Source organism: Cellulomonas sp. NTE-D12 (assembly GCF_027923705.1).
Lineage (GTDB): Bacteria > Actinomycetota > Actinomycetes > Actinomycetales > Cellulomonadaceae > Cellulomonas.
Genome location: NZ_AP026442.1, coordinates 2251446 through 2276755, shown reverse-complemented (window position 1 = coordinate 2276755; position 25310 = coordinate 2251446). Strand labels below are relative to the sequence as shown.

17 protein-coding genes are annotated in these 25310 nt (G+C 74.5%); 13 read left to right on the top strand and 4 right to left on the bottom strand.

Translation table 11 applies throughout. From position 1 onward, the window contains the following. Positions 1-37: 37 nt before the first annotated feature. Positions 38-1357, bottom strand: a complete 1320-nt coding sequence (locus QMF98_RS10480; RefSeq protein WP_337972998.1) for an MFS transporter — start codon at positions 1355-1357, stop codon at positions 38-40. 86 nt (positions 1358-1443) lie between these two features. Beyond that, positions 1444-2442 carry a DMT family transporter gene (locus QMF98_RS10475; RefSeq protein ID WP_337972997.1) on the bottom strand — a complete coding sequence of 333 codons (999 nt, stop codon included), beginning with the start codon at positions 2440-2442 and terminating at the stop codon, positions 1444-1446. A 447-nt stretch (positions 2443-2889) separates the two neighbouring features. Between QMF98_RS10475 and QMF98_RS10470 the strand changes: the two genes are divergently transcribed. The 5 genes from QMF98_RS10470 (at position 2890) to QMF98_RS10450 (ending at position 9320) form a co-directional block, all read left to right on the top strand. Next, positions 2890-5397 carry an FtsK/SpoIIIE family DNA translocase gene (locus tag QMF98_RS10470; RefSeq protein WP_337975605.1) on the top strand — a complete coding sequence of 836 codons (2508 nt, stop codon included), beginning with the start codon at positions 2890-2892 and terminating at the stop codon, positions 5395-5397. Further along, positions 5391-7574, top strand: a complete 2184-nt coding sequence (locus tag QMF98_RS10465; RefSeq protein WP_337972996.1) for a putative bifunctional diguanylate cyclase/phosphodiesterase — start codon at positions 5391-5393, stop codon at positions 7572-7574. The genes QMF98_RS10470 and QMF98_RS10465 overlap by 7 nt, the downstream gene beginning before the upstream one ends. Before the next feature lie 59 nt (positions 7575-7633). After that, positions 7634-8230 (top strand): CDP-diacylglycerol--glycerol-3-phosphate 3-phosphatidyltransferase, encoded by a 597-nt coding sequence (gene pgsA / locus QMF98_RS10460; RefSeq protein ID WP_337972995.1) that lies wholly within the window; start codon positions 7634-7636, stop codon positions 8228-8230. A gap of 2 nt (positions 8231-8232) precedes the next feature. After that, complete coding sequence (locus QMF98_RS10455; RefSeq protein ID WP_337972994.1) at positions 8233-8727, top strand: CinA family protein; 495 nt, start codon at positions 8233-8235, stop codon at positions 8725-8727. Between the two features lie 245 nt (positions 8728-8972). Next, on the top strand, positions 8973-9320 hold the full coding sequence (locus tag QMF98_RS10450; protein WP_337972993.1) for a helix-turn-helix domain-containing protein: 348 nt from the start codon (positions 8973-8975) through the stop codon (positions 9318-9320). Positions 9321-9390: 70 nt separating this feature from the next. On the opposite strand, the gene QMF98_RS10445 is transcribed toward QMF98_RS10450, so the two are convergent. Next, complete coding sequence (locus QMF98_RS10445) at positions 9391-10161, bottom strand: DNA-formamidopyrimidine glycosylase family protein (protein ID WP_337972992.1); 771 nt, start codon at positions 10159-10161, stop codon at positions 9391-9393. Between the two features lie 15 nt (positions 10162-10176). Next, the gene (locus QMF98_RS10440; protein WP_337972991.1) at positions 10177-15216 is read right to left on the bottom strand and encodes an ATP-dependent helicase; all 5040 of its coding nucleotides are present in this window, start codon (positions 15214-15216) and stop codon (positions 10177-10179) included. Between the two features lie 58 nt (positions 15217-15274). Between QMF98_RS10440 and QMF98_RS10435 the strand changes: the two genes are divergently transcribed. From QMF98_RS10435 to QMF98_RS10400, 8 genes are all read left to right on the top strand, one after another. Beyond that, complete coding sequence (locus QMF98_RS10435) at positions 15275-15517, top strand: DUF3046 domain-containing protein (protein ID WP_337972990.1); 243 nt, start codon at positions 15275-15277, stop codon at positions 15515-15517. 47 nt (positions 15518-15564) lie between these two features. Further along, positions 15565-17586 carry an alkaline phosphatase family protein gene (locus QMF98_RS10430; protein ID WP_337972989.1) on the top strand — a complete coding sequence of 674 codons (2022 nt, stop codon included), beginning with the start codon at positions 15565-15567 and terminating at the stop codon, positions 17584-17586. Next, positions 17583-18437: an MBL fold metallo-hydrolase gene (locus tag QMF98_RS10425; protein ID WP_337972988.1), complete on the top strand. Its 855-nt coding sequence runs from the start codon at positions 17583-17585 to the stop codon at positions 18435-18437. Before QMF98_RS10430 ends, QMF98_RS10425 begins: the two co-directional genes overlap by 4 nt. Before the next feature lie 244 nt (positions 18438-18681). Further along, the gene (gene recA / locus QMF98_RS10420; RefSeq protein WP_291758630.1) at positions 18682-19719 is read left to right on the top strand and encodes a recombinase RecA; all 1038 of its coding nucleotides are present in this window, start codon (positions 18682-18684) and stop codon (positions 19717-19719) included. A 2-nt stretch (positions 19720-19721) separates the two neighbouring features. Further along, the gene (locus QMF98_RS10415; RefSeq protein ID WP_337972987.1) at positions 19722-20303 is read left to right on the top strand and encodes a regulatory protein RecX; all 582 of its coding nucleotides are present in this window, start codon (positions 19722-19724) and stop codon (positions 20301-20303) included. A gap of 219 nt (positions 20304-20522) precedes the next feature. Beyond that, positions 20523-22055: a ribonuclease Y gene (rny, locus tag QMF98_RS10410; protein WP_337972986.1), complete on the top strand. Its 1533-nt coding sequence runs from the start codon at positions 20523-20525 to the stop codon at positions 22053-22055. Between the two features lie 28 nt (positions 22056-22083). Beyond that, positions 22084-23613, top strand: a complete 1530-nt coding sequence (miaB, locus tag QMF98_RS10405; protein ID WP_337972985.1) for a tRNA (N6-isopentenyl adenosine(37)-C2)-methylthiotransferase MiaB — start codon at positions 22084-22086, stop codon at positions 23611-23613. Positions 23614-23718: 105 nt separating this feature from the next. After that, positions 23719-25308, top strand: a complete 1590-nt coding sequence (locus tag QMF98_RS10400; RefSeq protein ID WP_337972984.1) for an aspartate:alanine exchanger family transporter — start codon at positions 23719-23721, stop codon at positions 25306-25308. Positions 25309-25310 lie beyond the last annotated feature (2 nt).

Genomic DNA, 25310 nt, shown 5'->3' with positions numbered 1-25310 from the left:
CGGCGAGGCCTGACCGCGTCGCCGACGCGCGAGCACGTCAGCGCGTCGGCGCCGCCTGGTCCCGGCCACCTCGTCGGTCCGCCGGCTCCTCGTCGCCATCGGCGGTGGGCGGTACGGCGACGGCAACCTCACCGCCGTCCAGGTCCTCCGTGGACCGCCCGCCGACCGCGCGTGCGACGCGGCGCAGCACCAGCGCACCGACCGTCAGGACGAGGCCCACGCCGCCGGCAGCGAGGAAGCCGGCTCGTGGACCGACGTGGTCGATCACCAGCCCGCCGAGCGGTGCGCCGAGCGCGGCACCCACGGTGTTGGCCGTCCCGCTCCAGCCCATCACCTCGCCGCGTCGGCCCTCCGGGACCGAGCGGACCAGGGCGGCGTTGATCGCCGACAGGCTCGCGGCGCACGGCAGGCCGGCGACGACGACGGCCACGGCGAGCTGCGCCTGCGTCGTGGCGAGGGCTGCGGGCAGCGTGAGGGCCGCGAGCAGGGCGACGAGCCCCAGGGGGTGCACCTCCCGCCGGCCACTGCCGTAGACCAGTCCGCCGATGACGGAGCCGAGGCACCACAGCGCGATCATCCAGCCGACCGAGGCCTCGTGGCCGGTGCTGCGCAGGGCGGCGATGATCGACACGTCCGTGCCGTTGAGGACGAGCGCCGCGGCGGTGCAGGCTCCCAGGATCACCAGCAGCCCCGGAGTGGCCATCACCCGCGCACCGCGACCGACCACGTGGCCCTCAGGATCGCCGGCCGGCTGCGCGTCGACGTCCGCCCCCCGAGGCGAGGTGGTGGGCGGGTCGAACCACATGAGCAGCAGCCCGGCGCCGACCGTCGCGACGCCGATCACCGTGAGCGCGAGCGTGCTGGACGCCCTGGTCGCCAGCACCACGCCGACGGCCGGCGCCAGCATGAAGGTGAGCTCGGTGGCGACCGAGTCGAGCGCGAAGGCCGTGCGCTGCTGACCCAGGGGGACCAGCGCGGCCAGCGACTGACGAACCACCGAGAACACCGGCACCAGGAAGAGCCCGGCGACGAACACCGCGCCGAGCAACGGCACGTACCCGAGGCGCGGTGCGACCAGCCAGACCGCCGACTCGACGACGACCGACGGCAGCAGGGCGCGTCGCAGCCCGAGCCGGTCGACCCGTCGACCGCGCCACGGTGCGCCGATCGCCATCCCGACGGTCATCGCCCCGGCCGCGAGACCGGCGCGCCCGTAGCCGAGGTGCAGGTGCCCGACGACGTGGAGGGTCAGCACCACTCCTGTCATCGCGTGGGGGACCCGTGCGACGAGAGCGACCAGCACCAGCGGTGTCACGCCGGGCAGGCGCAGCAACCGTCGGTACGGGCTCTCAGGCATGCGGACGACCCTCTCACCGGCCTCCGACAGGCGACAAACGACTTTGCGTCGTCACCGTCCGTGCACGGGTGGGAGGCCCGACGCCCTCAGGACTGTGCCGGGCACTGCTCCGGCTCGTCGGTCCGCCGCGGCGCCGCGGCAGACGCAGCACCCACCGCTGGAGCAGCGGCCACGGCCGACCCAGCCGCCACCACCATGGGCTCCGTGCCGCGCCGGCCCACGGAACCGGTGCCCCGCGAGCCGCGCCGGGACGCCGCTGCGGACCCCACCAGGATCAGCGCGGTCGCCAGCAGCACGGTGAGCGTGACGGGCTCGTGGAGCACCGCTGCGCCGAGCGCGACGGCGACCACGGGGTTCAGGTAGGCGACCAGCGTCGACCGTGCGGCACCGACCTCGGCGATGAGGCGGAAGAACAGCACGAACGCGAGACCGGTGCAGACGACGCCGAGTGCGAGGAGCGCCAGCGCGGCGTGCAGCCCGGGCAGGTGCGGGTGCCCGGTCAGCAGCGTGAACGGCAGGTACAGCAGAGCGGTCAGACCCAGGCAGGTGGCGGTGAGGGGGATGGTCGGCACGTCGCGGAGGTAGCGGTCCGCGATGATCGGGGCGGTGGCGTAGCCCAGCGCGGCGAGAAGCACCTGGACGACGGCCCACGGGTCGTTCGCTGCCGCCCCGGGTCCGAGCAGCAGCACGATCCCGCCGAGCGCGACCGCCAGCCCCGCCCATCGGACCGCGGCCACGGGCTGCCGGTCGACGACGCGGCCGAGCACCACGGCGACGACCGGCACGGTCGCCACCAGGAGGCCGGTCGTCGAGCTGGTGAGCGTGCGCTCGGCGTTGGACAGCAGGATCCACGGCAGCACGATCTCGAGGACGGCGAAGCCGAGGACCGCCGGCCAGTGCCCGCGCAGCGCCCGCAGGCCGCCGAAGCGGCGGGCGAACGGCAGGAGCAGCAGCGCCCCGACGGCGGTTCGGGCGAAGACGACGTCGACCGGGCTCACGTCGGCCACGGCGACCTTGATGAGCAGGTACGGGACGCCCCAGATCACACCCATGGCGGCCAGCAGCAGCGCGCCGCGCCGGCTCATTCGGCGCCGTCCCGGTTGGGCCGTCCTGCACCGCGCCGGCGGGACGGACCGGTGGGGGTGGGGTCGTCTGGCTGCAGCTGCGGGACGCCGGTCGCCGGCCGTCGGGTCGTCACGGGGACCACCGTAGGCGAGGCCACCGACACGGCCGCCGCCGCCCGTCGACCAGGGCGAACGTCCCTGCTCGCGCCCGTGGGCCCACGTCGTCAGTGCACGACACGCGCCCGCCGGGCCCCGACACGGCGGGTGGGGCGGGGACCCGCCGCTACCGTGAGGACCATGGCAGCACGTACGTCCGCACCCAGCGCGGCCCGGCGCACCGGCGACCGACCGCGCGGGGCTGTGCGCGGCGCTGCCTCCGGCGGCCGTGGTTCCTCAGGCCGGCCGACCGGGTCCGGGAGGCCGTCGTCCCGCACCGCGCCCCCGCCACGTGCCGCGCTGCCGTTGCGCATGGTGCGCGGGGTGTGGATGGGTGCGGCGCACGTCGTCGGTGGCTCGGCGCGCCGGGTCGGCCGCGGTGCACGGGACCTCGACCCTGCGCACCGTCGGGACGGGCTCGCCTTCACGCTGCTCGGGCTGGCCGTCGTCGTGGGGGCGCGGGAGTGGTTCGGCCTGTCCGGCACCGCCGGCACGGCCGTGCACGGCGCCGTCGCGGGAGCCTTCGGACGCGTCGGCCTGGTGCTGCCGCTGGTGCTGGCCTGGTTCGCCGTCCGGCTGATGCGCCATCCCGACCTCGGTCCGGCGAACTCCCGGATCGGCATCGGCGTCGGTGCGATCGCGGTGTCCGTGTGCGGCATCTTCCACGTCGCGGCGGGGGTGCCGACGACCGGTCACCTCGCTGCCGTCCGCGCGGCCGGCGGGCTCGTCGGACTCGCCGTCGGCACCCCGCTCGCGACGCTGCTCACGCCGGTCGTCGCCGTCATCCTGCTGGTGCTGCTCGCGCTCTTCGGGCTGCTCGTCGTCACCGCGACCCCGGTGAACCAGGTGATCCCGCGCATCCGGTCGGCCTGGTCCGCGGTGGCGCACCACGGCACGCCGGAGGACGAGGACGACGACGCGCCCCTGGTGATCCGCGAGGGACACACCGCCGAGGAGCCCGTCGAGCCGTCGAAGCGGCGCGGGCTGCTCGGCCGGCGGAAGGACCGCGCGGAGGCGGCAGCTGCCGCGGCGGCGGAACGGCTCGAGGCCTACGAGGGTGACGAGGCGTTCGAGCGGGCCGCGCTCGTCGCCAAGCACACGGGCAGCGAGGACACGGACCACCTCGCACCGCTCGACCCGGCCGACGTCGAGGCGGCCCGCGCGGCGGACACCGTCCCGACCACCGTGGTGACGCCCGACGCGGGCGTGCTGACCAGCACCGGCCTGGCCGCACCGCCGACGCGCGGCGTGCCGCGTGGCGAGCAGCCGATGCTGTCCGGTGACGTGCTGTACCTGCTGCCGTCCGAGGACGTGCTGACCAAGGGAGCCCCGCACAAGGTCCGCTCGGCGGCGAACGACCGGGTGGTCGAGGCGCTGACCAACGTGCTGGAGCAGTTCGAGATCGACGCCCAGGTCACGGGGTTCACGCGGGGCCCGACGGTCACGCGGTACGAGGTCGAGCTCGGCCCTGCCATCAAGGTGGAGCGGGTCACGGCGCTCAGCAAGAACATCGCCTACGCCGTGGCGAGCGCCGACGTCCGCATCCTCTCGCCCATCCCCGGCAAGTCCGCGATCGGCATCGAGATCCCGAACACGGACCGCGAGACGGTGGCCCTCGGAGACGTGCTGCGGTCGGCCGCCGCCAAGCGCAGCGAGCACCCGATGATCATCGGCGTCGGCAAGGACGTCGAGGGCGGCTACGTGGTGGCCAACCTGGCGAAGATGCCGCACCTGCTGGTCGCCGGCGCGACCGGTGCCGGCAAGTCGAGCTTCGTCAACTCGATGATCGTCTCGATCCTCATGCGGGCCACGCCGGACGAGGTCCGGATGATCCTGGTCGACCCCAAGCGGGTCGAGCTGACGGTCTACGAGGGCATCCCGCACCTGATCACGCCCATCATCACCAACCCGAAGAAGGCCGCCGAGGCCCTCGAGTGGGTGGTCAAGGAGATGGAGGCCCGGTACGACGACCTGGCGATGTTCGGGTACAAGCACATCGACGACTTCAACGCCGGCGTCCGGGCCGGCAAGGTGCAGCCGCTGCCGGAGTCGAAGCGCAAGATCGCGCCGTACCCGTACCTCCTGGTGATCGTCGACGAGCTGGCCGACCTGATGATGGTGGCCCCACGAGACGTCGAGGCGTCGATCCAGCGGATCACCCAGCTGGCCCGCGCCGCCGGCATCCACCTGGTCCTCGCCACCCAGCGACCGTCGGTCGACGTGGTGACCGGCCTGATCAAGGCCAACGTGCCGTCGCGGCTCGCCTTCGCCACGTCGTCGCTGACCGACTCGCGCGTGGTGCTCGACCAGCCGGGAGCGGAGAAGCTCATCGGCCAGGGCGACGCGCTGTTCCTGCCGATGGGCGCCGCCAAGCCGATGCGCACGCAGGGCGCCTGGGTGACCGAGAGCGAGATCCACGCGGTCGTCGAGCACGTGAAGACGCAGCTCAAGCCCGTCTACCGGCCGGACGTCACGGCGGCGCCGGCCAAGAAGCAGGTGGACGACGACATCGGCGACGACCTCGACCTGCTGCTGCAGGCGGCGGAGCTGGTGGTCACCACCCAGTTCGGCTCCACCTCGATGCTGCAGCGCAAGCTGCGGGTGGGCTTCGCGAAGGCCGGCCGGCTGATGGACCTGCTCGAGTCGCGCGAGATCGTCGGCCCGTCCGAGGGCTCGAAGGCGCGCGAGGTGCTCGTCAAGCCCGACGACCTGCCTGGGACGCTCGCCTTGCTCCGCGGGGAGCCGGCGGCGGACGACATGGACGACGACGAGTACCTCGAGGAGGACGCCGCCGACGACCGGCGCGACGCCCCGTGGTGAGGCTGCTCGAGAGCCTGGGCGTCCCCAGCTGGGTCGCACCCGTCACCGCCGCGGTCGCCGTCGTCGCGCTCGGAGCCCTCTTGGTGCTGATCGGTCGTCAGCGCCGGCAGGTGCGGCGGGTCGAGCAGGCTCTCGCCCTCTCCCGTGAGCTGAGGAACCGGTACGACGCGCTGCAGTCCGTGACGCGCGAGGGCGTGCTGGTGCAGTCGCTGTCGTCGCAGGTGCTGGACATCTCCGAACGTGCGGCGGACATCTTGCGCGTCGACCCGGCTCAGACCGTCGGGCGGTCGGTGGGCGACCTGCCGGTGGTGATGATCAACGAGCGCGGCATGGCGATGAACCCCACGGCGGTGCTCAGCGTCGGCACCCGGCCCGGCGACACTCCGCTGGTCGTCGGGGTGACGGTGCCGGGCATGGCCTCGGCACCGGTACGGCTGGTGCAGGTCGCGGGTCGGGTGGTGCCGCACGGCGACGGCGACGCCCCGGCGGTGCTGACCACGCTGGTGGACGTCACCGGACGCCACGAGGTGGAGAACGCCCTCTCGCGCAGCGAGAAGCAGTTCCGGGTCGCGATGGAGAACGCGCCGATCGGCATGGCGCTCGTCGACCTGGACTGGCAGATCATCGAGGCGAACTCGGCCTTCGCCGAGCTGCTGGGCACGCACGTGCGGGCGCTGAGCGGCTACCCGATGGCCGACCTGTCGGCCCCCGAGGACCGGGACACCGAGCAGGGCCACATCCATCGGCTGCTGGTGGGGGAGGACCACCGGTTCTCGCTCGAGAAGCGGTACCGCCGGGCCGACGGCCACCTGGTGTGGGTGGTGCTCGACGTCGGTCTGGTCCGCGACGACGACGGCAGCCCGGACCACTTCGTCGTCCAGGTGCGGGACACGACGGAGTCCAAGCTCAAGGCCGAGATGCTCACCCACCGGGCCATGCACGACCCGCTGACCGGCCTGGCCAACCGCACGCTGCTGCAGGAGGTGCTGCAGACCGTCCTGGAGCAGCCGGGGGCAGCCGGCCGGGTCGCCGTGCTCGCCTGCGACCTGGACGGGTTCAAGCAGATCAACGACCGGCACGGGCACGCGGCGGGCGACGAGGTGCTGGTGCACGTCGCCGGTGTGCTGCGCGCCGCGAGCAACCGGCGTGGGACCGTCGCGCGCCTCGGCGGTGACGAGTTCGTGGTGGTGGTGCAGGACGAGAACGCCGCCAAGGCGGTGTTCGAGGTGGCCGCCGCGGTGCACGCGGGGCTGCGGGAACCGGTCCGCATCGCCCGCCGGCGGCTGACGGTGGCGGCGAGCGTGGGCATCGCGACACTGGACCCCGACGTGCCGGACGAGGGCGGGGCGCCGGCTCTGCTCGCCGCAGCGGATGCCGCGCTCTACCGCGCGAAGGCCGGTGGACGCTCGCGCACCGAGGTCTACGACCCGTCGATGGCGGTGGCGTCACCGACGGGGATGCTGCGCGAGCTGGCCGACGCGGTGGAGAACGACGAGCTGGTGGTGCACTACCAGCCGATCGTCGACCTGGCGGACGTCAGGGTGGTCGGCTACGAGGCGCTGGTCCGCTGGCAGCACCCGCGCCGTGGGCTGCTGCTGCCGGGCACGTTCCTCGGCTACGCCCAGGAGGCGGGGATCCTCGGGGCGCTCGGTGCCCTCGTCGCGACCCGTGCCGTGGAGCTGCTGGCCCGTTCGGGTGCCGACGGGCCGTGGGTGTCCGTCAACGTCTCCGCGGACCAGCTGGGCGACGGGCAGTTCGCGACGACGCTGCTGTCCGAGCTGTCGCGGCACCGCGTGACCGCGGGGCGGCTGGTCGTCGAGCTGACCGAGTCGTCGCTCGTGGCGTCGAGCACCCGGATCCGGCACGAGCTGACGCAGCTGTCAGCCGCGGGCGTCCCCGTCCTCCTGGACGACTTCGGCACCGGCGTCTCGCCCCTGTCCTACCTGCGGGACCTGCCCGTGTCCGGCGTGAAGCTCGACATGTCGTTCACCGCCGGCATCCCGACGGACCCGACCGCCGGCCGGGTGGCGCGGGCCCTGGGAGCGCTTGCGCGGGAGCTCGCGATGGTGACCATCGCCGAAGGCATCGAGCACACCGAGCAGTCGAGGTTCCTGCAGGCGAACGGCTGGCGGTACGGGCAGGGCTGGCTGTTCGGCGGGGCGCAGCCGCTGCCGTGAGTCCGGCGCTGCGGTCGCGGCTGCGCGGCTGCGCCGCCGAGCGCCTCTAGGCTGATCCGGTGGTCGACGCAGCTGCTCCCTCGCCGTGGAACGTGGCGAACGGGTTCACGGCGCTGCGCATCCTCGTGGTCCCCGTCTTCGGCGTCCTGCTGCTGTGGGACCACGGGCAGCAGGTCGGCGTGCGGCTGGCCGCGCTGGCGGTCTTCGTCCTGGCCGCGCTCACGGACCGGGTGGACGGGTGGATCGCGCGCCGCTTCTCCCTCGTCACCGACCTCGGCAAGCTGCTGGACCCCATCGCCGACAAGCTGCTGATGGGCATGGCCCTGATCGGGCTGAGCCTGCTGGGCGGGCTGTCGTGGTGGGTCACCGTGGTGGTCCTGGTGCGCGAGGTCGGCATCACGGTGATGAGGTTCTTCCTGCTGCGGTACGTGGTGCTGCCGGCGTCGCGCGGCGGCAAGCTCAAGACCGTGCTGCAGTCCGTCGCGCTCGGCCTCTACCTCCTGCCGCTGCACCACCTGCCGGGCTTCGTCGCCGTGGTGGCTGCGGTCGTGATGGCAGCGGCCGTCCTGGTCACCGTGGTGACGGGTCTGGACTACCTGCGGGACGCCTGGCGGATCCGACGGGCGGCGCGTCCGGGGCCGGCCGGCGCGCGGTAGGCATGACGGACGACGACCTGGTCGCGGTGGCGCGCGGGCTGCTCGCGGCCGCCAGTGGTCGCGGGTGGACGGTCGCCGTGGCGGAGTCGCTCACGGGGGGTGCGGTGTGTTCCGCGCTCGTCGACGTGCCGGGGGCCTCGGCGGTGCTCCGAGGCGGTGTGGTGGCCTACGCGACCGATCTGAAGGCGACTCTGCTCGGCGTCGACCGCGAGCTGCTGGCGCAGCGTGGTGCCGTGGACCCGGACGTCGCCCGTGCGATGGCGCACGGCGTGCGCGAGCGGCTCGGTGCCGATCTCGGCCTCGCCACCACGGGCGTCGCGGGGCCGGAAGGTCAGGACGGCTTCCCGCCGGGGACGGTCCACGTCGCCGTCGCGACGGCGGCGGGCGCGCGGGTCCGGTCGCTGCGGCTCAGCGGCGACAGGGCGCAGGTGCGGGTCGGCGCGGTCGACGCGGTGCTGCGCCTCGCACTGGAGGAGGCGGCCGGGCCTGCCGCCTGAGGGGTGGCCCCGTTCCCGTCGTGCCGTCGGTGCCCGTGCCGTCGTGAGGGAACACGCCGGGTACCGACGGCGTTGCAGCCACCGTGATGATGGATCGTCCGCTCGGACGCCGCGGCGCACATGCGGGTGCCGCAAGGTACGGTGGAAGCCTTCCGGCCGAGGTTCGGCCGGGTGCCGTGGGGGTTGGCCCGTTCACGGGGAACCCTTCGCAGCACAAGCAGCGTGATGCGAAGGGGGGAGCCCGGATGGTCGTTCTTCGTCGTGAGATCGGCGACGTGCTGCGGGACGCACGGCAGCGCCAGGGCCGCACCCTGCGTGAGGTGTCGTCCGCTGCTCGGGTGTCGCTCGGCTACCTCAGCGAGGTCGAGCGGGGGCAGAAGGAAGCGTCGTCGGAGCTGCTGTCGAGCATCTGCGACGCGCTGGACGTGCCGATGTCGCTGGTGCTGCGCGAGGTCAGCGACCGGATCGCCGTCGCCGAGGGCCTGCTGATCCCGGACACCGTCCCGGTGGACCTGGCGGCTGCCGTCGCCGGCCGCCCCTGGGACGGGCGCACCTGGGAGTCGTCCCGTGGAGAGCTGGCGCCCGTCGGCTGAGCTACCCAGCCTGTGACGTGCGGAGGGCCGTGCACCTGAGGGTCGCGGCCCTCCGTCGTGCCTGCAGGCCTCAACCGGCCGCTGCCGGCTGCGACTGGCAGCGCGGGCACCAGAAGACCACCCGCTGCAGCGGTGGTTCCCCGGCGGTGCCCACCGCGACGGGACCGCCGCAACGGGTGCACGGTCTGCCCGCGCGCCCGTGCACACGCTCGTCCGGCCGTCCCACTGCGACCGACCGCTGCATCAGCCGACGTGCCACGGCGAGCAGGTGTCCCGGGTCGGGCACCTCGTCGGCGGGCGTCCAGGGCCACACGCGGTCGGCGAACAGCGACTCGGCCATGAAGATCGTGCCGATCCCGGCCACGACGCGCTGGTCGAGCAGCACCTCCGCGGCAGGACGGCCGCCCGCGGCGCTCCATCGGCGCAGCAGCTCCGGGGCGTCGACCCTGTCCGCCAGGATGTCCGGTCCGAGGTGGCCGACCACCGCCTGCTCGTCACGGGTGCGGAGCACGTCGAGCATCCCCAGCAGGTAACCGACCGCCGTGGTGTGCTCCGCGCCCAGAACCGCGCGGACGTCCGGGGAGCGCCCGGCGGCGCGGCTCGACCCGGTGGGCCACACCCGCCACGAACCGTCCATGCGCAGGTGCGTGTGCACCGTGGTGCCGTCGTCGAGACGGGTGAGCAGGTGCTTGCCGTAGGCGACGGTGCCGAGGACGGTCCGCCCGGTCAGGTCGAGGCCGCCGACGCCGGGCCAGCGCAGCTCCGCGCGGACGAGGACGTGGCCGGCCAGCGCGCGGTCGAGCAAGGCGGCCGTCCGCCGCAGCACGTCACCCTCGGGCACGGCGACGACCGCAGGTCATGAGTCGGCCCGGAGTCGCAGGCCACGGGGCGTCGGGGTGAAGCCGGCGCCCACCAGCGCGTTGCCCAACGGGCTGTGCAGCGCTCCTCCGAGCACCTCGACGCCGTCGACCCGGCCGATGGTCAACCGGCCGGTGCGTCCGGAGCGCGCTGCCTCGGCGAGCGCCGCCGCCGCGGCGCCCAGCACCGCTCGGTCCTCCGTGAACGTCAGCGTGGTGCGGCCCCCGCGCTCGACGTAGAGGGTCAGCGCGCCGTCCACGAGGACCACGAGCGCACCCGCCTTTCGCCCGGGGCGGTGCCGACCTGCTCCCTCCTCGGCGGGCCGCGACGGGCCGTCGGGCCAGCCCAGCGCCGCACCGTACGGGTTCGCCGGATCCGTCGCGGCCAGGACGACGACGACCGGCGGCGCGCCACCGTTCGTGTCGCCCCTGCCGCCGGCGAGCTGCCAGGGGAGAGCGGGGCCCGCGACCGCGTCGCCCTCGTCACGTCGGCGAGCCCGCTCGGCAGCCTGGTCGACGACCTGCGCATCGGTCCGGAGCCGGTCCACCGCTCCCGGCAACGCGAACTGGGAACCCCCGAGGTGCTCGACGAAGTACCCGCGCCGCACCTGTCCACCCTGCTCTAGCGCGCCCAGCACCCGGTAGACGTCCCCGAACTGCCCGCTCAGGCCCTCCGAGGCGGCGACAGCCCTGGTCAGCACGCCGTGGCGGTCGAGCAGCTGAGCGGCGAGCGCGTGCGCCCGCAGGGTCGGGTCCGTCTCGCGAGGCGGCAGGAGCGACCACCGGCCGCCGGCGTGCGGTCCGACGGCGGCGCCCGCGCCGTCGTCCCCACCGGCCCACGCACCCGCGGTCGACCCCAGCCGGGCCGCCGCGCGCAGACCCAGCCGCGGTCGCAGCGCCCGCCCTCGCGGCGTCGCAGGCCGCACCCGATGAGCGGTGCTGCCGGTGCCCAGCCAGGCCCGCAACGGCGCCAGGCTGTCGTTGGTCACCCGTCCTGACCACACCAGGTCCCACAGCGCGTCGGCGACCTGCGCCTGGGACGGGACGGCGTCGCCGGACCAGGCGTCGTCGTCCGCCACCACGGTGCGGACGCGCTGCGCGATCGCACCGAGGAACCACGCACCACCACCGCTGAGCGCGTCCAGCACATGACGTCGCAGGCTGACCGCCGTCGCGTCCGTCGGGCCGGCGGACCCGTCCGGCAGCGCGGGCAGCGTCAGGTCCGCGACCGCGGCGGGGTGCAGGGACACGAGCCCGTCGTGCCCCGCCAGCGCTCCGTGCCCCGCCCACACGACCTCACCGGCCGCGAGCAGCTCGTCGAGCATCGCAGGTCGGTAGTCCCGGACGCGGGCGGGCAGCACCCACGTCTCCAGCGCCGATGCCGGCACCACGGCGCCCGCGAGCTGCTCCACGGCCCGCGCGACGCCGTCGACGCCCTGCAGCGCACCGCTCGCCGAGCTCCGCGAGCCTCCTCCCGCCGGTAGCACCCCCTGCCACCGCGGCAGGAACACGCCGAGCGCCTGCGGGGGGACCGGCTCGACCGCGGCGCGGAGCGAGGCGAGCGAGCGGCGCCGCAACGTCCGCAGCACCTCGGCGTCGCAGAACTCGTCGCCGGTACCGCCCAGCACCTCCGGTCGCAGCCGGCCCTGCACCAGCACGCCTCGACCCTCGAGCCGACGCAGCGCCTCGGTCACCACGGCGACTCCGAGACCGAAGCGTGTCGCGGCCTGCGCCGCGGGGAACGGGCCATGGGTCCGCGCGTGCCGGCGCAGCAGGTCGCCGAGCGGGTCCGGCAGCACCTCGGTGAACACCTCGGGCACGCCGACGGGCAGGGCGACGCCGAGCGCGTCGCGCAGCCGCCCCGCGTCCTCGACGGCGGCCCACTGCTCCGCGTGGTCGGGCGGCAGGCCGCCGATGCGCACGCGGATCACCCGCCGTGCCCTCTCGAGCTCGCCGAGCCAGTCGGTGGCCTGCTCGCGCAGCTCCGGCTGGATGCGGGCCCGGACCTCGTCGAGCGGCAACGGGCCCAGGCGGCGCAGCACGTCGGCGAGCTGCTCGAGGGTCGTGGCCTGACGATCCGGCGCCAGGGCGCCCAGCTCGGCCTCGGTCCGCTCGACCGCCTCCGGGTCCAGCAGGTCGGCGAGCTGGGACTGTCCGCCCGAGCCCAGAAGCTCGGCCAGCAGGGTCGGGTCCAGGGTGAGCGCCGCTGCCCGGCGCTCGGCGAGCGGGGCGTCCCCGTCGTACAGGAACTGGGCCGTGTACCCGAACATCAGCGACTGGGCGAAGGGTGACGGGTGCGGCGTGGTCACCTCGAGGACGCGGACGCGTCCGGCCTGGACGTCGCGCATGAGGTCGGCGAGCGCCGTGGTGTCGAAGTCGTCCTGGAGGCACTCGCGCACGGCCTCGAGCAGGATCGGGAAGTCGGGGTACTGCGCCGCGACGGACAGCAGCTGCGCCGCGCGGTGCCGCTGCTGCCACAGCGGCTGCCGCCGGTCCGGCCGCCGGCGCGGCAGCAGCAGCGCGCGGCCGGCAGCCTCCCGGAACCGCGCGCCGAACAGCGCGGAGCCACCCAGCTCCGCACGCACGGAGTCGACCACCTCGTCGGGCTCCAGGAGCAGGTCGTCCAGCCCGATGGCGGGTGCGTCGCCGACCGGTCGGTCGACCGGGTCGTCCAGGCCGATGTCGACGAGGTCCGGGAGCCGCAGCACGATGCCGTCGTCGGCATGCATCACGGCGGCGTCGACGCCGTACCGCTCGCGCAGGCGGGCTCCGAGCACGACCGCCCAGGGCGCGTGCACGCGTGCGCCGTAGGGCGAGTGCAGCACGATGCGCCAGTCGCCGAGCTCGTCGCGGAACCGCTCGAGCACCAGCACGGTGTCGCTCGGCACCTCGCCCGTCGCCTCGCGCTGCTCGTGCAGGTAGGCCACGAGGTTGTCCGCCGCCCAGGGATCGAGGCCGGCGCCCTCGACGCGGGCCCGGGCACCCGACGCCGGCAGCGCCAGAACCTCGCGGACCCACGCCCCCATGGCCCGCCCGAGCTCGGCCGGCCTGCCGGGGGAGTCGCCCTTCCAGAACGGCAACCGGCCGGGCAGCCCTGGCGCCGGCGTCACGACGACCCGGTCCGGGGTGATGTCCTCGATCCGCCACGTGCTGGACCCCAGGGTGAACGTGTCGCCGACACGCGACTCGTACACCATCTCCTCGTCCAGCTCGCCGACGCGCTTGCCGCCGCGCAGCCGACCGCCGGTGCGCTCGGCGTCGACGGGCACCTCGGCGCTCGTCGAGCCGTCGGCCAGGAACACGCCGAACAGCCCGCGGTCAGGGATCGTGCCGCCGCTGGTGACCGCGAGCCGCAGCGCGCCTGGTCGCGCCGTCAGCACGTCGCGGACGCGGTCCCACACCAGGCGTGGCCGCAGCTCGGCGAACTCCTCGCTCGGGTAGCGACCGGCCAGCATGTCGAGCACCGCCCGCAGCGTCGCGTCGCCGAGCCCGGCGAACGGCGCCGACCGGCGGACCACCCGGGCCAGCTCGTCCACCGGCCAGTCCTCGACGGCGACCATCGCCACGACCTGCTGCGCGAGCACGTCGAGGGGGTTGGCCGGTACGGACAGCGCCTCGAGCTGGCCCGACCGCATCCGCTCCGCCGTCACCGCCGCCGGCACCAGCTCGCCCCGGAAGGTGGGGAACACGACGCCGTGCGACACCGCCCCCACCTGGTGGCCCGCACGGCCGACGCGCTGCAGCCCGCTGGCCACCGACGGCGGCGAGCCGACCTGCACCACCAGGTCGACGGCGCCCATGTCGATGCCGAGCTCCAGCGAGCTGGTGGCGACCACCGCCGGCAGCACGCCGGCCTTGAGCTCCGACTCCGTCCGGGTCCGCTCGGCACGGCTCATCGATCCGTGGTGCGCCCGCGCCAGGATCGTCGTGGCGTCGTGCGTGTCCACCCCGGCGGAGGTCCCCGACTGACCCGGCACCGAGGCCGGCTGCAGCGCACCGGGCGCGCCGACCCGCACACCCTCGCGCTCCGCCCACACCTCGTTGATGCGGGCCGTCAGCCGCTCGGCGCCACGGCGCGAGTTGGTGAACACCAGCGTGGACCGGTGCGCCGCGACCAGGTCCACCACACGCTCCTCCACGTGCGGCCAGATCGACGCGCGAGGCACCGGGTCGCCACCGAAGCGGTTGCCCACCAGCTCACCCCCGAGCTCGTCCCGGGGGCCGGCCGAGCCGCTCGCGGGCCCGGTGTCGCGCACCGGTGCCGCCGCGAGCTCCGCGAGGTCGGGGACCGGCACCACGACGTCGACCTCGATGCGCTTGACCGACGGTGGCTGCACGGTCACCACCCGACGCCCGCCGTCGTCGAGCGACCGCGCCCCGGCGAGGAACGCCGAGACCGCCTCGACGGGGCGGACGGTGGCGGACAGACCGACCCGCTGAGCAGGGCCGGGGCCGCCGGGCCGGTCCAGCAGCGCGTCGAGCCGCTCCAGGGACAGTGCGAGGTGTGCGCCGCGCTTCGTCCCTGCCACCGCGTGGATCTCGTCCACGATGACCGTCCGCACGCCGGCGAGCCCGGCCCGCGCGGCCGAGGTCAGGATCAGGTACAGGGACTCGGGCGTGGTGATGAGGATGTCCGGCGGGCGCCGGGCGAACGAGCGCCGCTCCTCCGGCGGCGTGTCCCCGGTACGGGTGCCGACCGCGACCTCCGGCAGGACGCGACCGAGCCGCGTCGCCGCCTGACGGATGCCCACGAGCGGCGACCGCAGGTTCCGCTCGACGTCCGCCGCGAGGGCCTTCAGCGGCGAGACGTACAGCACCCGGCACCGCTCGACGGGGTCCTCCGGCGGGTCGGCGGTCAGCAGGCCGTCGAGCGCCCACAGGAACGCCGCCAGCGTCTTGCCGGAACCGGTCGGGGCGACGACCAGCGCGTGCTGACCCCCCGAGACGGCGTCCCAGGCGCCGAGCTGTGCCGGGGTGGGCTCGGCGAACGCGCCCGTGAACCATGCACGGGTCGGCTCGGAGAAGCGGTCCAGCACCACGCGCCCATCATGGCGGGGCCCGCCGACACGTGCGCCCGGCGGGTGGCAGGCTGAGGCCGTGCGGTACCGCGAGTTCTGGGACCTTGTCGACGAGGTGCTGGGCCGCGCCCACGGCCGGGTGCTGGTCAGCGACTTGCGACTCGGCGAGCTCGGTGACCGGACGGGCGCCCAGGCGCTGGACGAGGGCGTGGAGCCCCGTGAGATCTGGCACGCCCTGTGCGACGAGCTCGACGTGCCCGAGTCGCGCCGCTGGGGGGCGGACCGGCGCCGCCCCGCCCCGCCGCGCCGCGCACGCGGGTGAGCCCGGCCGGCCGTCGCCGACCGGCCTGGTGGCCCACCCCGGCCGACGTGGCGGACGCCGGCGTGTCCCTGGCCACCACGACGGTCGGGCTCGCGGCCGCGATCGCCGTCGTCTCCGGCGTGCGGACCTCCTCGCCCCTCGCGGTGCTGCTGACCGCGGTCGTGGTCGCCGTGGGTGCCCTCGTCGTCGCACCGCTGCTGCGACCGGTGGCCAGGTTCGGCGGTGCCGGCGCCGCGCTGCTCTCCGGGATCGGCGCCCAGCTGGCCGTTGCGTGGGCCGCGCTCGCGTACGTGCCGGGCATGCACGTCGAGTCGGGATGGTCCGTCGTGCAGGTGCTGGTGCTCACCGGGCTCGTGATGGCCGCCGGACGGTGGCTGTGGGCCGGACCGGGCAACGGCTACGTGGTCGACGGGGTGGTGCGGCGCGCCCGTCGCGCCGCGTCGGCAGCGGGTCGTCCTGCGGACGACCCCGACCGGCCCGCCGGTCTGCTCGTCGTCCAGCTGGACGGCGTCGCCGCCCCCGTGCTGGAGCAGGCGATGGAGGCGGGCCTCGCGCCGACGATGCAGCGGTGGGTCGTCGACGGCTCGCACCGGCTCGAGCCGTGGTGGGCGCGGCTGCCGGCGACCACCCCGGCGAGCCAGGCCGGCCTGCTGTACGGGGACTCGAGCACGATCCCGGCGTTCCGGTGGTGGGACCGGGAGCTCGGCCGGCTCGTCGTCGCCAACCATCCCGCGGACGCCGCGGCCATCGAGGCCGGGCTGGACGGGCGCGACGGCCTGCTGGCGGACGGGGGCGTCGCGGTCTCGACGATGTTCTCCGGCGACGCCCCGACGGGCTTCCTGGTGATGAGCCGGACCGGTCGACGGCGCGGCCTGGGGCCCGGCCAGGGCTACCTGCGGTTCTTCACCTCGCCGTTCGTGCTGGTCAGAGCGCTGACCGTCACCGTCGGGGAGATGGCGAAGGAGCTCTACCAGGCGCGCCGCCAGCGCGAGCACGGCGTGCACCCCCGCGTGTCCCGCGGCGGCTGGTACGTCCCGCTCCGCGCGCTGACCAACGTGCTGCTGCGCGACCTGATCACCTCGATCGTCGCCGAGGCGCTGGCGCGGGGTGTGCCGACCGTCTTCGTCGACCTCGTCGACTACGACGAGGTCGCCCACCACGCCGGCCCGACCAGGCCCGAGGCGCTGCGCGCCCTGGAGGGGCTGGACGGCGTGCTCGGCACGCTCGAGCGCGTGCTGGCGTGGGCGCCGCGGCGGTACCGCGTCGTGGTCCTGTCGGACCATGGCCAGTCGCTCGGCGCGACGTACGAGCAGGTCGAGGGACGGTCGCTGCTCGACACGGTGCGCGAGCTGATGGCGGAGCCCGACGCGCCCGGTGTGACGAGCGCCGGCGGCGAGGACTTCGGGCCGCTGACGATGCTGCTGACGCGCCTGGTCGGGCCGCCGCGGAGGGGCGGTGCCGTCGCGGGGCCCGACCGGCAGGCGGTCACGTCGGCGTCGAGCGCCGGTCCGCCCGAGGTCGTCGTCACCGGGTCGGGGAACCTCGGCCTGGTCTGGTTCCCGCGGCACGGTGCCCGTCTGACGCTCGAGGACCTGCAGGAGCTCTACCCGGGCCTCGTCGCCGGTCTGGCCGGCCGTCCTGGTGTCGGCGTCGTGGTGGTGGACACCCGCGACCGCGGGCTGGTGGCGGTCGGGGAGGCGGGCGTCCGGCTGCTCGAGCCCGTGCGGGCCGGCTCGTCGGCCCTGGTCGACGGCACGGACCCGGTGCTCGGCCTCGGACCGCGTGCCGCCGAGGACCTGGCACGGGCCGGGCGGCTGCCGTGCACCGGCGACCTGATGGTCGTGTCGGCGGTGACAGCCTCCGGTCACGTGCACGCGTTCGAGGGTCAGGTCGGCTCGCACGGCGGACTGGGTGGCGCACAGTCCTGGCCGTTCCTGCTGCACCCGGTGGAGTGGGAGGTCGACGAGGCCGACCGGACGGACGTCGCCGGGCGCCGGGTGCTGGTCGGCGCCGAGCTGGTGCACGCTCATCTCGTGAGGTGGGCGCGGTCCGCGGGGGTACGCCGATGACGCGGTCGGGACGCTCGACGAGCCCGCCGGGACCCGGGGTCGTCCGCATCACGTGGCTCGGGCACGCCAGCGCGGTGCTGGACGTCGCGGGGGTGCGCGTGCTGACGGACCCCCTGCTGCGGCGCCACGCCGGCCTGCTGCGCCGACGTGGCGCAGCGCCGGCGCCGGCGGTGTGGTCCGGAGCCGACGTCGTGCTCCTGTCGCACCTGCACCACGACCATGCCGAGCTCGGTTCCCTGCATCTGCTCGACGACGTCCCGGTGCTCACGGCACCGGCCAACGCGCACTGGCTGCGTGACCACGAGGTGCGCGGTGCCCTCGGCCTCGCGGAGGGCGTCTGGCTGAGCGTCGGCCCCCGCGGGTCGCACGCGCGCGGCGCGGCACCGGGAGCCGGCGTGGCGGTGTGCGCGGTGCCTGCCGTGCACGGGGACCGCCCGATGCCGCACCGTCCGAACGCCGCCAACGGGTTCGTGCTGGTCGCTGAAGGGCTGCGCGTCTGGTTCCCCGGTGACACGGAGCCGTACCCGGAGATGGCGCGGCTGCCGGAGCTCGCCGGCGGGCCGATCGACCTCGCGCTGGTGCCGGTGGGCGGGTGGGGTCCGCGGTTGTCCGGCGGGCACATGGACCCGGTCCAGGCGGCGCGGGTCTGCGCCGTCGTCGGCGCCCGGCACGCCGTGCCGGTGCACTGGGGCACGCTGCACGCCCCCGTGTCGCGCAGGCTCCCTCCCGGCTGGATGGACCGGGCGGGTGCGGCGTTCGCCGCGGCGGTGGAGCGCGAGGCGCCGGGGTGCCGTGCCCACGTCCTCGAGCCGGGGCAGCAGGTGGCCGTGCGCACGGTCGGCACGCGGTAGCCGCGACCGCCTCGATGCACGCCGTTCGGTGACCGGCGTGTCGCCGGGTGTCGAACACCTGTTCGGGTAGGTTGTCTGCGGGCGATCAACCGTCGAACCGCCCTCAGCCCGTCCGGCACGCCTGCCGCGACGGGAGGTGAGGGGTCCCGACGGCCGTGTCGGTGGTCGGACATACGGTCGCCCACGACGAAGACCAGCCCCCGCAGACGCAGCGCACGCTGCTCGAGACGACGAGGTGGGACCCATGCCCGCACCGCAGGACCGTGAGAAGGCCCTCGAGGCCGCCCTCAGCCAGATCGACCGCCAGTTCGGCAAGGGGTCGATCATGCGCCTCGGCGACGAGGGGCGTGCCCCCGTCGAGGTGATCCCCACCGGTTCGATCGCGCTGGACGTGGCGCTCGGGATCGGTGGCCTCCCGCGCGGCCGCGTGGTGGAGATCTACGGCCCGGAGTCCTCCGGCAAGACGACCGTCGCCCTGCACGCCGTCGCGAACGCGCAGCGTGCCGGTGGCATCGCGGCGTTCATCGACGCCGAGCACGCGCTGGACCCGGAGTACGCCAAGAAGCTCGGCGTCGACACCGACGCCCTCCTGGTCTCGCAGCCGGACACCGGCGAGCAGGCGCTCGAGATCATGGACATGCTGATCCGCTCCGGCGCGATCGACGTCGTCGTGGTCGACTCGGTCGCGGCCCTGGTGCCCAAGGCCGAGATCGAGGGCGAGATGGGGGACAGCCACGTCGGCCTCCAGGCCCGTCTGATGTCCCAGGCCCTCCGGAAGATCACCGGCGCCCTGAACTCCTCCGGGACGACGGCGATCTTCATCAACCAGCTCCGCGAGAAGATCGGCGTGTTCTTCGGCAGCCCGGAGACCACCACCGGAGGCAAGGCGCTGAAGTTCTACGCGTCGGTGCGCATGGACATCCGCCGGATCGAGACCCTCAAGGAGGGCTCGGACGCGGTGGGCAACCGCACCCGCGTGAAGATCGTCAAGAACAAGATGGCGCCGCCGTTCAAGCAGGCCGAGTTCGACATCCTCTACGGCGTCGGCATCTCCCGCGAGGGCGGCCTGATCGACATGGGCGTCGAGCACGGGTTCATCCGCAAGTCCGGCTCGTGGTTCACGTACGAGGGCGACCAGCTGGGCCAGGGCAAGGAGAACGCCCGGTCCTTCCTCCGGGACAACCCCGACCTCGCTGCCGAGATCGAGAAGAAGATCAAGGAGAAGCTCGGCGTCGGCGCGCGTGTGGACAACCCGGCCGAGAGCGCGCCGGTGGACTTCTGAGCATGCGGGACGCACGTCGCCGTCGGCCCGCCTCGGAACCACCTGAGGCGGGCGCGGCGGCGGTGGACCGGGAGCCGGACCCCGAGGAGGTCGCCCGCGCCATCGCCCTGCGGCTGCTGACTGCCGCACCGCGGAGCCGGGCCCAGCTCGCCGAGGCGATGGCGCGGCGGGACGTCCCCGTGACCGTCGCGGACCGCGTGCTCGACCGCTTCACCGAGGTGGGGCTCGTGGACGACGCCGCGTACGCCGGCTCCTTGGTGCGCACGCGGCACGCCGAGCGCGGCCTGTCTCGTACGGCCCTCGCGAACGAGCTGCGTCGCAAGGGCGTCGACCCGGTGACGGCCGCCACCGCGCTGGAGGAGGTCGGCGACGAGGACGAGGAGACGGCCGCCCGCGCGCTCGTCGTCCGCAAGCTGGCGGCCACCCGTGGCCTGGATCGCCAGACGCGCATCCGGCGCACGTACGGCACGCTCGGCCGCAAGGGGTACCCGCCCGGGCTCGTGGCGAGGCTGGTCCGCGACGCACTGGCCGACGAGGGCGCGGACCCCGGTGGCGACGAGGACCGGTTCGGCACCGACGTCTGACGGGCCGAGCGGCCCCCGCGGAGCGAACAGCCCCGCGACGCTCGAGCGGCGGTCGGTGGTCAGCGATCACGCTCGAAAGGTTCGCCCTGCTCAGCCTGTCGGCACGTCGCCCGAGCGCAGCACCGGTGCGTGACAATGTGGCACTGCCCGAGTGCCGGGCCGGCGCCCGGTGCCCGGCGCCGCCGGTGCCGGCGTCGGAGGACCAGCTGGGAGGCTTGGGTGGACGTCCCCTCGATCGTCACGGTCGTCGGACTGCTCGGCGCCTGCCTCGTGGCGCTCCTGCTGGTTCTCCTTGCTCGTCGGGAGGCCGAGGCGGTCCGTCGCGGTGCCCGCGAGGACGTCCTCCGCATGAAGGACGAGGCGCGGGCCCAGCTGGCCGACGCGGAGCGGCGTGAACGTCGCGTCACGGAGCGCGAGGAGGCCGTCGGACGTGACCGTGAGGAGCTGGACGGGCTCCAGCGCGCACTGAGGGAACGGGCCGACCGGCTCGATGCGGAGGAGCGGACGTCGGCGCGCGCGGTGGACGCGGCCGAGCGTGCGGCCGCGCGGACGATGGCCGATGCGGAACGCACCGTCGCACGCCGCCTGGCAGAGGCGCAGCAGCAGGCGCGAGCCGAGCTCGAGGCGGCGTCCGGCCTGACGGAGGAGGAGGCGCGGGCCGAGATCGTGCGCCGCGTGACGGACGAGGCGCTCCACGAGGCGGCCGCAGCGGTGCGCCGCGCCGAGGCGAGTGCTCGCCGCACCGCCGAGGCGAAGGCACGACGAGTGGTGACGACGGCCGTCCAGCGGCTGGCGGTGCCGACCAGCTCGCAGGCGGCGATCACCGTGCTGCCGCTGCCCTCGGACGACATGAAGGGCCGGATCATCGGCAAGGAAGGGCGCAACATCCGCTCGTTCGAGGCGCTGACGGGCGTGAACGTCCTGGTCGACGACGTACCGGGCGCTGTCGTCCTGTCGTGCTTCGACGCCGGCCGGCGCGAGGTGGCGCAGGTGACGCTCGAGGCGCTGATGGCCGACGGCCGGATCCATCCGCAGCGGATCGAGGCGGCGTACGCCGAAGCGCTGGCGGGCGCCGACGAACGTTCCGAGGCGGCCGGTGGTGAGGCCGCCGAGCGTGCGGGGGTGCGCGGCCTGCACCCCGAGCTGGTGACCACGCTGGGGCGCCTGCGGCTGCGCACCTCGTACGGGCAGACGGTCCTGGAGCACCTCGTCGAGTGCGCCCAGCTGGCGGCGGCGATCGCCGCGGAGGTCGGCGCCGACGTCGAGGTCGCCCGTCGCGGCGCGCTGCTGCACGACGTCGGCAAGGCGCTGACCGCCGAGGTGCCCGGCACGCATGCGCTCGTCGGCGCCGACCTGGTCCGCCGCTGCGGGGAGGGCGAGGCCGTGGTGAACGCCGTCGCGGCGCACCACGACGAGGTGCCGCCGACCACGGTGGAAGCCGTGCTCGTCCAGGCGGCGGACGCGATCTCGGCCGCCCGTCCGGGAGCTCGTCGTGAGGAGCTCGACCAGTACGTCGAGCGGATGGACCGGCTCGAGGCCCTGGTGGCCGCGCATCCGGGCGTCCGTCGGGCGCTGGCGATGGCTGCCGGTCGTGAGGTGCGCGTCGTGGTCGAACCGTCCGAGGTGGACGACACCGCGTTGCCCGGCCTGGCGACCGCGATCGCGAAGCAGATCGAGCAGGACCTGACGTACCCGGGTGAGGTCAAGGTGACAGTGGTCCGGGAGCTGCGCGCCAGCGCGACGGCGGGCTGACCGCGACCCCGTCGTACCCTGGTCGGCGATGTCCACGACCCCGACGGCCGAGCCGGCCGCACGCACCTATCTGGTCAAGACCCTCGGCTGCCAGATGAACGTGCACGACTCCGAGCACATGTCCGGCCTGCTGGAGGCCGCGGGCTACGTGCGCGCCGACCCGCAGGCCGTCGCCGCGGAGGACGCGGACGTCGTCGTGATCAACACCTGCGCGGTGCGGGAGAACGCGGCGGACCGGCTGTACGGCAACCTCGGTCGGCTGGCAGCGGCCAAGCGTGCCCGACCCGGCATGCAGATCGCGGTCGGCGGCTGCCTCGCGCAGAAGGACCGGGCCGGCATCGTCGAGCGAGCTCCGTGGGTGGACGTCGTCTTCGGCACGCACAACCTCGACGTGCTGCCGGTGCTGCTCGAGCGGGCCCGCCACAACGAGCGGGCCGAGGTGGAGATCGCCGAGTCGCTGCAGGTGTTCCCCTCCACGCTGCCGACCCGTCGCGAGTCGGTCTACGCCGGCTGGGTCTCCATCAGCGTCGGCTGCAACAACACCTGCACGTTCTGCATCGTCCCGTCCCTGCGCGGGCGTGAGCGGGACCGCCGGCCGGGGGAGATCCTCGCGGAGGTGGAGGCCCTGGTCGAGCAGGGCGCCATCGAGGTGACCCTGCTCGGTCAGAACGTGAACTCTTACGGGGTCGAGTTCGGCGAACGCGGCGCGTTCGCCCGGCTGCTTCGCACGGTCGGTGCCGTGCCGGGCCTCGAGCGGCTGCGGTTCACGTCCCCGCACCCGGCGGCGTTCCGCGACGACGTCATCGAGGCGATGGCGGCGACCCCGACCGTGATGCCGCAGCTGCACATGCCGCTGCAGTCCGGCTCGGACCGGGTGCTGCGCGCGATGCGGCGGTCGTACCGGGCCGAGCGCTTCCTCGGCATCGTGAGCGCCGTCCGCGAGGCGATCCCGCACGCGGCGATCACCACGGACGTCATCGTCGGCTTCCCCGGCGAGTCGGACGAGGACTTCGAGGCGACGTTGCGGGTGGTGGAGCAGGCGCGGTTCTCCTCGGCGTTCACCTTCCAGTACTCACCCCGTCCCGGCACGCCGGCAGCGGGCATGGGTGACCAGGTGCCCAAGGCGGTCGTGCAGGAGCGCTACGAGCGGCTCGTCGAGCTCCAGGAGCGCATCTCCCTCGAGGAGAACCGGACGCAGGTCGGCCGGGACGTCGACGTGCTGGTCGCGGAGGGGGAGGGGCGCAAGGACGGGCTGACGGCCCGCCTGTCGGGTCGTGCGGAGGACAACCGCCTGGTCCACCTGGCCGTGCCGGCTGACCTGCCGCTCGAGGGCCGGCCGCGTCCGGGCGACCTGGTCCGCGTCCGCGTGACGCACGCCGCACCGCACCACCTCGTCGCGGACGGGGCGCTGGACGGCGGCCCGTTCGAGGTCCGCCGCACGCGTGCCGGCGACGCGTGGGCGGCACGGGGCGTGGACGACGGCGCGCACACCCATGCGCACGGGTCGTCGACGCCGACCGGACCGGTGCTGCTGGGCCTGCCCGCACGGATGCGCTGACCCGTCGTCCCGGGCCGAAAGGCCCGGGGTCTTTCGGCCCTGCTGGGTGCGGTATGCGGCTGCTGTGATGGCGGCGCAACGTCGCACCCAGCCGCAGGAGTCCCTATGCACTCCGTCCTCGCCTTCCTCGCTGCGCAACCGATCCTGCTGCTGTTCGTGATCGTGGGGTTCGGGTCGGCGATCGGGCACCTGAAGGTCAAGGGCGTGGGCCTGGGCGCCGCGGCGGTGCTGTTCCTGGCCATCGCGGTCAGCGCATGGGGCGCGGCGAGCGGCCTCGACCTGCAGGTGCCCGAGACGCTCGGCACCCTGGGCCTGACGCTCTTCACGTTCAGCGTCGGCATCGTCTCCGGTGCGACCTTCTTCGCCTCGCTCCGGCGCGGTCTGGGACCGATCCTGTCGATGGTCGGGGTGCTCGCCGTGGCGGCGCTCGCGGCGGTCGGCACGGGCCGGCTGCTCGACCTGAAGCCGGCCCTGGTGGCCGGTGCGTGGGCCGGTGCCGTGACCAACACACCCGCCCTCGCCGCGGCCCGCGAGGCGGCCGGCGACCAGACGGCGCCGACGGTCGGCTACGCCGTGACGTACCTCTTCGGCGTCGTCGGCATGCTGATCGCGGTGTCCTTCGCGCTGCGCAACCGCGCCGCGGACACCGATGCACCGGCTGCCCTGATCAGCCGGACGGTGCGGGTGGAGATCGAGTCGTCACCGCGGCTCGCCGAGCTCGAGGAGCTCCACGGCGACCGGATCAAGTTCTCGCGCGTGCGGCACGGCGAGCAGTCACCCATCCTCACGGCGGACGAGCGCGACACGCTGCTGCTCGACGACCTGGTCACCGTGGTGGGACCGGCCGACGACGTGGAGGCGGTCACCCGCGAGCTCGGGCACACCTCGTCGCACCATCTCGAGGTGGACCGCGACTACCTGGACGTCCGGCGGATCACCGTGTCGAACGCCCGCGTCGCGGGACGGACGGTCGCCGAGCTGGGGCTGGCGGCGCGGTTCCGCGCCACCGCGTCGCGCGTCCGCCGCGGCGACGTCGACATGGTGGCCACCGACGACTTCCTGCTCCAGCTGGGCGACCGCGTGCGCGTCATCGCGCCGCGGGACCGGATGAAGGACGTGTCCACCTTCTTCGGGGACTCCTCGCGGGGTCTGTCGGACATCACCCCGATCGTGCTCGGCCTCGGCATGGCCGCCGGTGTGCTGCTGGGAGTCGTCGCCTTCCCCGTGCCGGGCCGGGTGTTCTCCATCGGGTCGGCGGCCGGGACCCTGGTGCTCGGCCTGGTGCTGGGCCGGGTCGGTCGCATCGGGCCGCTGGTGACGGCGATGCCGTACACGTCCGCGCAGGCGATCGGCGAGTTCGGCATGCTCGTGTTCCTCGCGCAGGCCGGGACGCGTGCCGGTTCGCAGATCAGCGGGGCGTTCTCCTCCGGGGAGTGGCTGCGGATCCTGGTGCTCGGCGTGGTGGTCACCACGCTGGTCGGCGGCGGGCTGTTCGTCGTGATGCGGCGCGTCTTCCGCATCGGCGGTACCCAGCTGTCCGGCCTGATGGGCGGTGCCCAGACGCAGCCGGCCGTGCTGGCGTTCGCGAACGCACGGACCAACAGCGACTCACGCGTGGCGCTCGGCTACGCGCTGGTGTACCCGGCGGCGATGATCGCCAAGATCCTGCTCGGCCAGGTGCTGGGCGGCCTCTGACT

What these genes read in the sequence shown, in the direction of transcription:
- QMF98_RS10480 (WP_337972998.1), bottom strand. Translation starts at nt 1,357, where the DNA reads ATGCCTGAGAGCCCGTACCGACGGTTGCTGCGCCTGCCCGGCGTGACA.
- QMF98_RS10475 (WP_337972997.1), bottom strand. Translation starts at nt 2,442, where the DNA reads ATGAGCCGGCGCGGCGCGCTGCTGCTGGCCGCCATGGGTGTGATCTGG.
- QMF98_RS10470 (WP_337975605.1), top strand. Translation starts at nt 2,890, where the DNA reads ATGGTGCGCGGGGTGTGGATGGGTGCGGCGCACGTCGTCGGTGGCTCG.
- QMF98_RS10455 (WP_337972994.1), top strand. Translation starts at nt 8,233, where the DNA reads ATGACGGACGACGACCTGGTCGCGGTGGCGCGCGGGCTGCTCGCGGCC.
- QMF98_RS10450 (WP_337972993.1), top strand. Translation starts at nt 8,973, where the DNA reads ATGGTCGTTCTTCGTCGTGAGATCGGCGACGTGCTGCGGGACGCACGG.
- QMF98_RS10425 (WP_337972988.1), top strand. Translation starts at nt 17,583, where the DNA reads ATGACGCGGTCGGGACGCTCGACGAGCCCGCCGGGACCCGGGGTCGTC.
- recA (WP_291758630.1), top strand. Translation starts at nt 18,682, where the DNA reads ATGCCCGCACCGCAGGACCGTGAGAAGGCCCTCGAGGCCGCCCTCAGC.
- QMF98_RS10415 (WP_337972987.1), top strand. Translation starts at nt 19,722, where the DNA reads ATGCGGGACGCACGTCGCCGTCGGCCCGCCTCGGAACCACCTGAGGCG.
- miaB (WP_337972985.1), top strand. Translation starts at nt 22,084, where the DNA reads ATGTCCACGACCCCGACGGCCGAGCCGGCCGCACGCACCTATCTGGTC.
- QMF98_RS10400 (WP_337972984.1), top strand. Translation starts at nt 23,719, where the DNA reads ATGCACTCCGTCCTCGCCTTCCTCGCTGCGCAACCGATCCTGCTGCTG.